General features: G+C 65.1%; 13 protein-coding genes. 4 read left to right on the plus strand and 9 right to left on the minus strand.

Features of this window, described 5'->3' with window-relative positions; translation table 11 throughout:
• The 4 genes from tcuB to AABF56_RS24990 all read left to right on the plus strand — a co-directional run bounded on the left by tcuB (nucleotide 1) and on the right by AABF56_RS24990 (nucleotide 3,729).
• Nucleotides 1-1,164, plus strand: a complete 1,164-nt coding sequence (gene tcuB / locus AABF56_RS24975; protein WP_272807735.1) for a tricarballylate utilization 4Fe-4S protein TcuB — start codon at nucleotides 1-3, stop codon at nucleotides 1,162-1,164.
• Between the two features lie 118 nt (nucleotides 1,165-1,282).
• A complete protein-coding gene (locus AABF56_RS24980) occupies nucleotides 1,283-2,128 on the plus strand; it encodes a transporter substrate-binding domain-containing protein (RefSeq protein WP_272807734.1) in 846 nt (281 codons plus the stop codon).
• A 215-nt stretch (nucleotides 2,129-2,343) separates the two neighbouring features.
• Entirely contained in the window at nucleotides 2,344-2,670 is a 327-nt protein-coding gene (locus tag AABF56_RS24985; protein ID WP_244766375.1) for a hypothetical protein, read from the plus strand.
• A gap of 207 nt (nucleotides 2,671-2,877) precedes the next feature.
• Nucleotides 2,878-3,729, plus strand: a complete 852-nt coding sequence (locus AABF56_RS24990; protein WP_272807733.1) for a hypothetical protein — start codon at nucleotides 2,878-2,880, stop codon at nucleotides 3,727-3,729.
• 106 nt (nucleotides 3,730-3,835) lie between these two features.
• Here the strand turns inward: AABF56_RS24990 and doeB are convergent, their stop codons facing one another.
• The 9 genes from doeB to ehuA form a co-directional block, all read right to left on the minus strand.
• Nucleotides 3,836-4,843 carry a N(2)-acetyl-L-2,4-diaminobutanoate deacetylase DoeB gene (doeB, locus tag AABF56_RS24995; RefSeq protein ID WP_272807732.1) on the minus strand — a complete coding sequence of 336 codons (1,008 nt, stop codon included), beginning with the start codon at nucleotides 4,841-4,843 and terminating at the stop codon, nucleotides 3,836-3,838.
• A gap of 3 nt (nucleotides 4,844-4,846) precedes the next feature.
• The gene (gene doeA / locus AABF56_RS25000) at nucleotides 4,847-6,028 is read right to left on the minus strand and encodes an ectoine hydrolase DoeA (protein WP_272807731.1); all 1,182 of its coding nucleotides are present in this window, start codon (nucleotides 6,026-6,028) and stop codon (nucleotides 4,847-4,849) included.
• A 34-nt stretch (nucleotides 6,029-6,062) separates the two neighbouring features.
• Complete coding sequence (eutC, locus tag AABF56_RS25005) at nucleotides 6,063-7,055, minus strand: ectoine utilization protein EutC (RefSeq protein ID WP_272807730.1); 993 nt, start codon at nucleotides 7,053-7,055, stop codon at nucleotides 6,063-6,065.
• A complete protein-coding gene (gene eutB, locus AABF56_RS25010; protein ID WP_272807729.1) occupies nucleotides 7,052-8,059 on the minus strand; it encodes a hydroxyectoine utilization dehydratase EutB in 1,008 nt (335 codons plus the stop codon). Before eutB ends, eutC begins: the two co-directional genes overlap by 4 nt.
• 3 nt (nucleotides 8,060-8,062) lie before the next feature.
• The gene (gene eutA, locus AABF56_RS25015; RefSeq protein WP_443021172.1) at nucleotides 8,063-8,839 is read right to left on the minus strand and encodes an ectoine utilization protein EutA; all 777 of its coding nucleotides are present in this window, start codon (nucleotides 8,837-8,839) and stop codon (nucleotides 8,063-8,065) included.
• The gene (ehuD, locus tag AABF56_RS25020; RefSeq protein ID WP_272807728.1) at nucleotides 8,839-9,501 is read right to left on the minus strand and encodes an ectoine/hydroxyectoine ABC transporter permease subunit EhuD; all 663 of its coding nucleotides are present in this window, start codon (nucleotides 9,499-9,501) and stop codon (nucleotides 8,839-8,841) included. The genes eutA and ehuD overlap by 1 nt, the downstream gene beginning before the upstream one ends.
• 2 nt (nucleotides 9,502-9,503) lie before the next feature.
• A complete protein-coding gene (gene ehuC, locus AABF56_RS25025) occupies nucleotides 9,504-10,163 on the minus strand; it encodes an ectoine/hydroxyectoine ABC transporter permease subunit EhuC (RefSeq protein ID WP_272807727.1) in 660 nt (219 codons plus the stop codon).
• A gap of 205 nt (nucleotides 10,164-10,368) precedes the next feature.
• A complete protein-coding gene (gene ehuB, locus AABF56_RS25030; protein WP_272807726.1) occupies nucleotides 10,369-11,220 on the minus strand; it encodes an ectoine/hydroxyectoine ABC transporter substrate-binding protein EhuB in 852 nt (283 codons plus the stop codon).
• Nucleotides 11,221-11,282: 62 nt separating this feature from the next.
• Entirely contained in the window at nucleotides 11,283-12,068 is a 786-nt protein-coding gene (gene ehuA, locus AABF56_RS25035; protein ID WP_272807725.1) for an ectoine/hydroxyectoine ABC transporter ATP-binding protein EhuA, read from the minus strand.
• Nucleotides 12,069-12,083: the final 15 nt, after the last annotated feature.

The raw sequence follows: 12,083 nt of genomic DNA on the forward strand, positions 1-12,083 counted from the left end.
ATGGCCGCAATTGAAGACCTGGAAAGGCTCGCATCGGATGCCGAGCGCGAACTCGAGACGAACGCCGCGGAGGTCGACCGCATCCTGCATATCTGCAATGCCTGCCGCTACTGCGAAAGCTTCTGCGCAGTGTTTCCAGCCATGACACGCCGGCTCGACTTCAACGTGGCCGATGCGCACTACCTGGCCAATCTATGCCACAACTGCTCCGCCTGCCTCTATGCATGCCAGTACGCGCCTCCGCATGAGTTCGGCGTCAACGTGCCGAAGACACTGGCGCAGGTACGGCGCGACACCTATGTCGAATATGCCTTCCCGAAATCCCTCGGCGTGCTCTACCGCCGCAACGGACTGACCGTCGCCATGGCTGTCAGCCTTGGCGTCGCGGCGTTCCTTGTCGGTGCGATCCTGATGCAGGGCAGCCTGTTCGTGCATGGCCTCGAGGGGCAATTCTACGCGATCTTCCCCCACAACCTCCTCGCCGTCCTCTTTGGTGCCGCCTTCGGCTTTTCTGTTCTGGCGCTGGCGATCGGGGTCATCCGGTTCTGGAGGCAGGTATCCGAGCCGGGAAAGCCCGTGCCCCTTCCAAACGCTGCAGGAGAAGCGGCCCGGGCTGTCCTGACGCTTCAGTATCTCGACGGGGGCCACCGTGACGGCTGCAACAATGAAGACGACGCGTTCACGCTCTGGCGGCGCCGCTTTCACCATTTTACGTTCTACGGGTTCATGCTCTGCTTTGCCTCGACGTCGGTCGCGACCCTGTACCACTACCTGTTCGCCATGGAGGCACCCTACCCGATCCTCAGCCTGCCGGTCCTCCTCGGCACCGCCGGCGGCATCGGCCTCCTGATCGGCCCCGCGGGGCTGTTCTGGCTCAATATCCGGCGTAATCCGATGCAGGCCGATGAGACGCAGAAAACGATGGATCGAGGTTTCATAGCGCTTCTGTTCTTCGTGAGCCTGACAGGGCTCGCGCTCCTGGCATGGAGAGACACCGCCGCAATGCCGCTGCTTCTCGCCGTCCATCTCGGGTTCGTCATGGGCTTCTTCCTCACATTGCCCTACGGCAAGTTCGCCCACGGCATCTTCCGCAGCGCGGCTCTCTTGAAATACGCGATCGAGAAGCGTCGGCCCAATCCGGTTCAGGCAGGCGGCGGCGAGTGATCCGCCGCAACGGCTTTTCCGTTCGCAACAGCCGAAAATCACTTTCCACGGCCGCCTCGCTTGACATCGCGTTACCATTAAACCAGTATACTAGTTATAGAAAAAAGGGGAGAATGTCATGAAACGTATGTTGTTGCCATTTGCATGCCTAGCATTCTTCGGCACCGCGATCTCCGCTGCAAGCGCCGCTCAGTGCGAACCCGGGAAAGTCGCTGAGAAGTACCCCGGTTTCGCGGGCAAAGTCGTGAAAATCGCCGCGTCGCCGGCGCAGCCGCCGTTCGCCTATTCCGACCCCGACAACCCGGACGAGATGATCGGCTTCGAAGCCGAACTGATTCAGAACGTCATGGACTGTGCCGGCCTCAAGTATGAATACTACAAAGGCGCATGGTCCGGCCTGCTCCCGACGCTGTTTGCCGGCTCGACCGATCTTATGATCGGCTCGGTCAACTACCGCCCCGAGCGCGCCGAGAAGGCTGACTTCGTTCTCTACGCGCGTGCCGGCCAGAGCGTGATCGTGCCGAAGGGCAATCCGAAAAAGATCGCGAAGCTCGACGACGTGTGCGGCCTCGTCGGTTCGGCAAACATGAGCGGTTCGTCCGCGCAATCCCTTCAGCGCCAAAGCCAGAAATGCGTCGAGAATGGATTGACCGCAATCGACTACCGGCCCGCCGATTCCGCTGAATCCGCCTATCGCCAGATCCTGACCGGCCGCATGGACTTCGTAATGGATGACGCGGTCGCGGCAAACGCACGAATCCAGAAGGAAGCGTCGATGGAAATCGTCCAAACCGTCATTACGGACATCTATACCGGGATGGTCGTCGCCAAGGGCAACAAGGAAATGCTCCAGGTCATCGCCGACGGGTTGGCGGTCCAGCAACAGGACGGCCGCTTCAAGGCATTGGCCGAGAAATATGGGCTGCCTGCCGAGATCCTCATTCCCATCGAGACACGACAGTAAAGAAGTCGATCCAGGACGAATGATGACGAGCCATCGGCATAGCGCCGATGGCTCGTCGGTCAGCAGGCCCGCAACTGCCGATGCGCAGTCGCCCGCTCACTATCTGCCACCCTGTAGCCAACGCCATCCAGGACACGCCGGATGTGATATAGTGCTCGCGCTCGACCCCGCGCTGGCGAAAGTCTGCCGGACACCGAAACATAGGGGCAGGAAAGATGATCCTCAGAAAATGGTCGGCTCGCATCCGCACCGCGCAGGCGGAAGAATACGTCCAGTACGTGGAGAAGACGGGCGCTGGTCATTATGCCGAGACCGAGGGCAACCTTGGCTACCAGATCGTGTTGCGCGAGCTCGGCGATGGCACCAGCGAGATTTCGACCATCAGCTGGTGGACGGATCTCGACGCCGTCCGCCGCTTTGCCGGCCATGACTATGGCGTCGCGCGTTACTATCCCGAGGATGACCAGTATCTGCTCGATCGGCCGGAATTCGTCGAGCATCATGAGGTGCGGGTTTCCGATCTGACCCGGCTCACCGGCTAGTGGAGAAGGCCGTGAACGGCAACCTCATCGAGCCGAACCTGAAATCGACCGCATGACACGCGAACCGAGGGATGATGCAGGCTTTACACCAAGACTTCTGCAGGAGCTCCACAACGGGACAGGAAGGCAGGCTCGCGCTCGATGGCGCTCCTATCGGGCCGCCAAAAAAGCTATTCTTCGTACGCTGATCCCACGGGAGCCGTCACGATGGTTGTTCTGTTGCGCATGGCGCTGATCGCGCTGGCGATCTCATGGGCGCCGGCTGATCGCGCGTTCGCCGAACCGGCGTCGTTTCCCGATCTCGCGGATTCGGTCGCCGGCAGGAAGGATGTGACCTTTGCCGACCTCATCCGGCTCGTCGTGCCCCGGATCGCCGCAAACGGCGAGGCGTCTTCCGGCGACGAGGCAATCGACGTCCGCCACATTGGCGGCGAAGCGTGGAGCAGTGCCGGACCAGAGGCGACGGAACTTCTGAAGCTTGCGGCTCTTCCGGCGCGCTCCGGTGGTCTGGATCGGATGGTGCTGCTTCTGGATTTCGGCCAGGCGCGGGACAGCGCCTCCGGTTTTGCCGTACTTGCCCTCTTCGACGTCACGGGCGAGCCGAGGCTTCTCGACGCCGCCGATGTCGCCTTCGACCGCTGGACATCCTTTGCCGAACCGGGTCGGCTTGCGGTCGGCGAAGGTGACGATCTGCTGGTCACCCGCAGCACCCATTTCAATTCCAGCCAGGGCTATGCGACCACGGCCCTGGTACTCCTGCGCGAAGACCGCTTCGAACTCATCGACAGGATTTCCACGCTGGACGACAGGGCATGCGCCTTCGAGCGCACGCAGCGGCTCGACATCCGGCAGGGGACGGGAGCGCCGTTCGCGGATATGGAGGCCACCGTGACCGAACGCACGGTAGGCTCCGGAGAGCAATGCGGCGATGCAACCGCTCCAGAACCGGGAACACGCACCATCGCCGTGACCTATCGCTGGGACGACGCCGGGCAGCGGTACATTGCCGATTCGGATGCATTCGCAGCACTGGCGCGCGAGAACGAGGAGCGGTTCTGACGATAGCAGGAAATGTTCGACGGCTGCCTTTGTCCAGGGAAAGCGCTGCCGCAGGACCACCCCGGACGTCGCCGCAAAAATGGTCTGCGGCGACGATACCAGGGTTTCACGCGACGACGGCGGCGAGGACGCTGACGCAGTCGCCGGGCTTGACCAGGCCGGGGAAATGGCGGGCGGCGAGGATGCCGTCCATCCTTGCCTTCACCTCCAGCGGCTCCACGCCGGTACGGCCGACGGGATGGATACGGGCGACGACGGCGCCGGCCTGCACCATGTCCCCAAGGTCGTAAAGCGGCTCGATGAGGCCGCCGTCCTCGGCGAAGGAGAAGCAGTTGCCGTCCGGCATGTCGAGCCAGGTCGTCCCGGACGCCTCGACGGCGCCCTTGAGGATGCCCGCCGCCTTCAGCACGTTCGCCACACCCTTCTTGGCGATGCCGGCGCTTCTCGCCGTCGCCGTGCCGCCGCCGCCAAGTTCGGTGGTGATGAAGACCTTACCCATCTCCTCGGCCGCCGTGTCGTACATCCCGACCGCATCGATCTCCAGCATCTTCATCGACCAGGGCGCACCGAAGGCACGCACCAGCGCGAAGGCCTTCGCCTCCTGCGCCTTGTCCGGCAGGATGTGGGCGGCGCAGAAGGGCAGGAAGTCGAGCGTCTTGCCGCCGGAATGGAAGTCCAGCACGATATCGGCGAGCGGCAATAGCATGCGCTGGAAGTAGTCGGCGATCTTCGGCGTGACCGTGCCGTCCGGCGCGCCCGGAAAGCTGCGGTTCATGTTGCCCTTGTCGATCGGCGAGGTGCGCGTGCCGGCCAGGAAGGCCGGGTAGTTCATCGCCGGCACGATGATCACGCGGCCGGTCACATCCTCCGCCTTCAGCGTGCGGGCGAGGTCGAAGAGCGCGATCGGCCCCTCGTATTCGTCGCCATGGTTGCCGCCGGTGAGGAGCGCCGTCGGCCCCTCCCCGTTCTTGATTGTCGTCACCGGGATCATCACCGAGCCCCAGGCGGAATCGTCCCGGCTGTAGGGCAGGCGCAGGAAACCGTGCTGCACGCCCTCGGCCGAGAAATCGACGGTGGGGCTGATCGGCGACGGACGAAGCGTGCGGTCCGCCATGGTTCAATCCTTCACGAGAAGCTTGCGTGGCACGTCGGCGAGGCATTCGACGCCGGTCTCGGTGATGAGGATGCTCTCCGTCGTCTCGAAGCCCATGTCCTCGAGCCAGAGGCCCGTCATGAAGTGGAAGGTCATGCCGGGTTTGAGTTCGCTCCGGTCGCCGGAGCGCAGGCTCATGGTGCGCTCGCCCCAGTCCGGCGGATAGGAGACGCCGATGCCGTAGCCGGTGCGGTTGTCCTTGACGATGCCGTATTTCTTGAGCACCGCGAAGAAGGCATTGGCGATATCCTCGCAGGTATTGCCGGGTTTCGCCACCGCAAGGCCCGCCTCCATGCCCTCCAGCGTCGCCTTCTCCGCATCGAGGAAGGCCTGCGTCGGCTTGCCGAGGAAGACGGTGCGCGAGAGCGGCACATGGTAGCGGTTGTAGCAGCCGGCGATCTCGAAGAAGGTGCCCTCGCCCGATTTCATCGGCCGGTCGTCCCAGGTGAGATGCGGCGCGGAGGCCTCGACGCCCGAGGGGAGCAGCGGCACGATGGCCGGATAATCGCCGCCGATGCCGTCCGTGCCGCGGATGCCGGCGTCGTAGATCTCGGCCACGAGATCGCATTTGCGCATGCCGACCTCGATCCTGTCGAAGATGCGCTGGTGCATCTTTTCCACGATGCGCGCGGCATTGCGCATGTACTTGATTTCCGTCTCGCTCTTCACCGCACGCTGCCAGTTGACGAGCGCGGTGGCGTCGACGAAGCGGGCATTCGGCAGGTGTTTTTGCAGCGAGGCGAAGGCGGCGGCGGAGAACCAGTAATTGTCCATCTCGACGCCGATGGTCAGTTTGTCGAGGCCGCGCTCGGCGAGCTTGGCCGAGAGATAGTCCATCGGGTGGCGCTCGGTGGACTGCACGTAGTTGTCGGGATAGCCGATGATGTTCTCGTGCTTCAGATAGGCGGTGAACTTCGCCCCGTTGGCATCCTGTCCGCGGCCGTACCAGATCGGCTCGCCCGTCGGCGGCACGACGACGCACTGGTGCACGTAGAAGGACCAGCCGTCATAGCCCGTTAGCCAGTTCATGTTGGAAGGATCGCTGCATATCAGGACGTCGATGCCCCTGGCTTCCATGGCCCTGCGCGTTTTCTCAAGGCGCGCCTCATACTCCGGAAGTGAGAACTTCAGGTTCGCTTGTTTCATCGGTTTTTCCTCTATACCCGGCGAAAAGCCGGTCTCAACTCTCGAAGGCCGTGCCGGCGCCCGCCGCTACCGCGCGGGCGGCAGCAAGCGTTGCGATAGCCGTGTCCTGAATGCCCGTGCCGGTCAGGTCCGCCACGGTGATCTCTTCGGGGCCGCTGCGGCCCGGTTTGCGCCCGGCGATGATCTCGCCGAGTTCGGGGAAGCCCGCGCCCTCCGTCACGAGCCCCGCCGCGATGGCGTGGTGCAGTTCGCCGAGCCGGCGCGTCTGCTTGAGGCTGTCGGCGACATAGAGGCCGGCGCCCGTGATGACGGCCGGCTCGATCTCGTTCTTGTGCTCGGCATCCGAGCCCATGGCCGTGACATGCTGGCCGGGCTGGAGCCATTCGGCCTTGAGGACAGGGGTTTCCGAGGGCGTGGTGGTGACGATGATATCCGCACCATCGACCGCCGCCCGGCCATCGGCCTCGGCGCGGACGGGAAGGCCGAGCCTTGCCGTCAGTTCCAACGCAGCCGCCTCCGCCTTCTTTCCGTCGCGCGCCCAGAGGCGGGCCTCCCGGATCGGCCGGACGAGGCACAAGGCCTCCAGTTGCAGCTTCGCCTGCATGCCGGCACCGAAGATGACGGCGACCGTCGCATCCGGACGCGAGAGGTGCCGGGCGGCGACGGCACCGGCTGCGGCGGTACGCACATCCGTCAGGTAGCCGTTGTCGAGCAGCACCGCCTCGACGAGGCCGGTCGTCGCCGAGAACAGCACCATCAGGCCGTTGGTGCTCGGCAGGCCGATCTTCGGATTGTCGAAGAAGCCGGGGCTGATCTTGATGGCGAACCCGGAGAGGCCGGGCACATAGGCGGTCTTCACGTCCACCTCGCCGCGGTGCTCGGGAATGTCGAGCCGAAGGATCGGCGGCATGGCGACGGCCTTGGTGGCGAGCGCATGGAAGGCGTCCTCCACGCAGGCGATGGCTTCAAGGTCGAGCGGAACGATGCGCCGCAGCTCCGCTTCCGTCAGTATCTTCATCCGCGTCACGTTCTGTCCTCCGTAAAGGGATCGGCCACGCCGTCAAGGACCCGCTTGTGCAGGCCCATGTCCACGTTCCGGCCGGAAAGGATGACGGCCACCGGGCCATCCAGCCGGCCAAGTCGGCCGGAAAGCAGTGCCGCGATGCCGACCGCCGCCGCTCCTTCGATCACCTCGCGCTCCTCGCCATAGGCATGGCGCATGCCGGCCGCGATCTCCGCTTCCGACAGGAGGATAACCTCGTCGAGCAGCGCGCGGCACATTTGAAAGGTCACGGCATTGTCGAGGCCGATGCCGCCGCCGAGCGAATCGGCAAGGCTCGCCACCTCCTCGACCGCGACCGGCCGCCCCGCATCGAGGCTCGCCTTCATCGCCGCGCCGCGCTCCATGGTGAGGCCGATGACGCGCGCCTTCGGCACGCGTCCCTTCACCGCCGCGGCAACGCCCGCCGCCAGCCCGCCGCCCGACAGCGGCACGAGAACGGTCGCGACATCCGGCATCGCCTCGACGATCTCGAGGCCGAGTGTGCCCTGCCCCGCCACGACCGCCGCATTGTCGAAAGGCGGGACCATGACCAGGTCGGCCTCGGTGACCAGCCGGTCCACCTCGACCTGCGCCTCGTCCTGCGACCGGCCGACAATGCGCACGTCCGCGCCGAGCCGGCGGATCTCCGCGACCTTGTTCTCCGGCACGAGCCGCGACATGCAGATCGTCGCGACCGATCCCTCGGCCTTCGCGGCATAGGCAAGCGCCCGCCCATGATTACCCGTCGAGGCGGCCACGACGCCGCGCGCCCGCTGGTCCGCCGAAAGCGACAGCACGGCATTCGTCGCCCCGCGCAGCTTGAAGCTGCCCGTCGTCTGATGGTGTTCGAGCTTCAGGCCGACCGGCACGCCGCAGCGTTCGGTCAGCGACGCCGACGGGACGAAGGGCGTGCGCAGCACGCGGCCGTCGATACGCCGGGCAGCCAGTTCGATATCCGCCAATGTCACGGGAAGGTCTGTCTTCGTCATGCGTCACCGTCCCGGATAGGCGCGCGTCATCAGCCGGCCGAGCGCCGGCCGAGCCGTTTCGTCGCCGCAAAGGCGCAGGCACGCCCAGGCGGTGGCGAGGTTGCTTGTGACGACCGGCCTGCCGATGGCCGCCTCGATCTGCGCCGCCACGCCCGCCGCGCGCACGGCGGTGCAGGAGATGAAAAGCGCATCGCAATCCGGCGCCGTCGCCTCCTTCGCGAAGGCGACGATCTCTTCCGGGGAAATCCGTGCCATGTCCCGATCGTCGGAAAGGCCGAGGCAGGTGAATCGGGCGATGTCGAAGCCGAGCGCCAGGAAATAGTCGGCCATCGGCCGGCTTGTTTCGAGCGTATAGGGCGTCAGGACGGAAATCCGCTTCGCGCCGAGCGTCTTCAGGCCGGAAACCGCGGCAGCGGTCGGCGTCACCACCGTGGCGGTGGGCTTGGCCGCCTTGATCGCCGCCTTCACTGCCGCGTCGCCGATGACGACCGAGGCCGAGGTGCAGGAATACATCACGACATCCAGCGGTTCATCCGGCAGGATGAGCGCCGCGCCCGCCGTCAGCGAGGGCTGCATGGCGGCGAGGTTCTCCGGCGTCACCGGATTGGCGTAGGGAATGCGCGTCGCATAGACGCCGATCCGTCCGTTTGCCACCATGCGCTGGAAATCCACCTCCGTCGTGTGGTCGGTCGCCAGGATGATCAGGCCGACGCGTTTTTCCAACGGGCGATCGTCGAGTTTCGGCGCGCGGGAGGCCAGCGAGAGATCAAGGGTCTGCATCAGCGTTCCTCCACCCGGGCGTAGCGCTCTTCCAGCCAGCGCAGGAAGACGACGGAGATCAGGCTCATGATCAGGAAGAACACGCCGACCAGCGTCATCGGCTCGATGTAGCGATAGCTGCTGTTGGCGACGCTCTTGGCCTGGTTCATCAGCTCCAGCACCGTGATGGCGGAGAGCAGCGGCGTCTCCTTGAACATGGCGATCAGGTAGTTTGCAAGCGCCGGGATCATCGGCGGGATTGCCTGCGGCAGGACGACGTGGATCCAGGTCTGGCGGCTGGTGAGGTTCGTCGCCTTCGCCGCCTCCCACTGCCCGCGCGGCACGTTCTCGATGCCGGCGCGATAGACCTCCGCCGCGTAGGTGCCGTAGTGCAGGCCGAGGCCGATGACGCCGGCGAGCAGCGCCGGCAGGCGGATGCCGATATCGGGCAGCACGTAGAAGATGAAATAGAGCTGCACGAGCAGCGGCGTGCCGCGGATGAATTCCACGACGAAACCCGTGGCCCTGGCGATCGGCTTCGGTGCCGTCATGCGCAGGATCGCGAAGACGAGGCCGATCACGGCGGCCACGGCGGCGCCGAGCACGGTCGCCAGCAAGGTGATCTTCAGGCCCTGGAGCAGGGTCGGCATGATCTCCCAGACGAAATTCCAGTCCCATTCCATCGTCAGGTCCTCACACCATCGAGGCCGCGGGTGACGCGCCGTTCCAGCCAGCGCATGGCGGTGGAGATGGCGAGCGCCATCAGGAAGTAGAGCACGAGGATGGTGGCGAAGGGGATCAGCGTGTTGCCGGTCTGCGCGCGCACCACCTGGGCCTGGAAGGTCATGTCGGTGAGCGAGATCAGCGAGACGACGGCCGTGCCCTTCAGGAGCTCGATCGCATTGTTGCAGAAGGTCGGCAGCATCAGGGGCAGCGCCTGCGGCAGAATGACGTGGCGCATCGCCTGGCCGCGCGTCAGGTTGAGCGCGATGCAGGCCTCGCGCTGCTCGCGCCCGATCGCCTTGACCGCGCCGCGCACCACCTCCGCCCCGTAGGCCCCGACATTGAGGCCGAGCGCCAGGACGCCCGCCTGCAGCGGCGAGAGCGTGACGCCGGCAAAGGGCAGCACGAAATAGACCCAGAAGAGCTGCACGAAGATCGAGGTGCCGCGGAAGAACTCGATATAGGTGGTGGCGAGCGCCCGGACCGCCATGAAGCGGCTGACGCGCCCGAGCCCGGCGACGAAGGCCATGACGAGGGCGAGTGCCGAACCCATCACGGTGAGCTGAAGCGTCACCAGCGCGCCTTGCAGGATCAAGCCTATATAGCCGGACCAGTCGGTCATGGTGTGTTCCACGTTAACGTCAACGGAGCATCGCCCCTCATCCGCCTGCCGGCACCTTCTCCCCGCAAGCGGGGAGAAGTCAGAACAGGAGCCGGCTCCCCGCCCACCAAAGCACGCGATGACGGGAAAGCCTGGCCACCAGCCCCTTCTCCCCGTCTACGGGGAGAAGGTCGCGGCAGCGGGATGAGGGGCAGATCCACCATTCTTACTGCGCCGCGCAGAGCTTTTCGCGCGTCGTCGACATGGCCGCTGCGGCGGAGAAGCCGTAGGGCTCGATGATCTTGGCGAATTCACCGGATTCCTTCAGCTTGGCGAGCTCGACGTCGAAGGCATCGCGCAGCGCCTCGTCGCCCTTGCGGAAGGCCGCGCCGTCGCAATAGACCGGGGCGCCCTCGACCGGCGCGACGACCTCGATGTTCGGATCGTTCGCCTTGGAGACGAGGTCGTTGATCGACAGGACCGGCAGCGAATAGACGTCGATGCGGCCGTCCTGCAGCATCTTCAGGCCGCTCTGGCCATCCGGCACGACGATGACACGGTCACGCGGCACGCCGGCTTCGAGCGCCAGCTTCTCTTCCGTGCCGCCGCCCGGCGCACCGATCTTGGCATCCGGATTGTCGGCGATGTCCTTGTAGCTCTTGAGGCCGAGCGGATTGCCCTTCTTCAGCGCGAAGGCCTCGGCATCGCACAGGATCGGCTCGGAATAGGCGACGGCGGCGCAACGCTCCGGCTTCATGAATAGGCCGGCGGTGATGACGTCGTGGCGGCCGGCCTGCAGGCCCGGGATCATCGCGCCATATTCCGAGATCGAGGCGACGATGTCGCCGACGCCGAGGCGCTTGAACACCTCGCGGGCGACGTCGGGCGCCGCGCCCGAAACCTTGCCGTCGGCGGCGACCGCCGTGAACGGCGGCTCGTTGGCGATGGCGACGCGGGCAAAGCCCTGTCCCTTCAGTTCCTCCAGCTTACCGTCATCGGCCGTAGCGGGGGAAGCGGCGGCGATGGCGACGAGCGCGCTTGCGCCGGCGGCCATGGTCAAAAACGTCCTGATGCTCATTGTTCCGAACTCCTCTGGCTGTCTCTAGTTGTTGCTTGGAGCCTTGTTTCCGAGGAAGATCCTCAGACGCGGTGCCCTGCCGCGATGATCTTGCGCAGGAAGGTCTGCGTGCGTTCCTGCCTGGGATTGCGGAAAATCTCGTCCGGCTTGCCCTCCTCGACGATCTTGCCGCGATCGAAGAAGAGGATGCGGTCGGCGAAATCGTGGGCGAAGCCCATCTCGTGGGTGACGAGCAGCATGGTCATGTCGGTCTCGGAGGCGAGCTTGCGCATGACGTTCAGAACCTCCTCGACCAGTTCCGGGTCGAGCGCCGAGGTCACCTCGTCGAACAGCATGATCTTCGGCGAGAGCGCCAGGGCGCGGGCGATGGCGACACGCTGCTTCTGTCCGCCGGACAGTTGGGCGGGCATGTTCCTCGCCTTGTCGGCAAGGCCCACCATGTCGAGAAGCTCCATCGCCCGCTTCTCGGCCGCGGCTTTCGCCGCGCCCTTGGTCAGCATTGGCGCCAGCGTGACATTGTCGAGCACACATTTGTGCGGGAAGAGATTGAAGTGCTGGAAGACCATGCCGATCTTCTCGCGCATCCTGTGCAGGTGGCGATCGTCCGCCGGCACGAGGCCGCCGTTCTTCGGCATGTGGTAGAGCTGGTCGCCGTCGACCTCGATATGGCCGTCGCTGATCGTCTCCAGCGTCATCAGGATGCGCAGGATCGTCGTCTTGCCGGAGCCGGAGGGGCCGATGAGGGCGAGCTTCTCGCCCGGCAGCACCTCCATCGACAACCCGTCGAGCACGGTCAAGGGACCGTAGCGCTTCACGATATTGTCGATGCGGATGATGGGTGCGGCCATGCATGTCTCTCCCTG

The organism is Shinella sp. WSC3-e (assembly GCF_945994535.1).
GTDB lineage: Bacteria > Pseudomonadota > Alphaproteobacteria > Rhizobiales > Rhizobiaceae > Shinella > Shinella yambaruensis.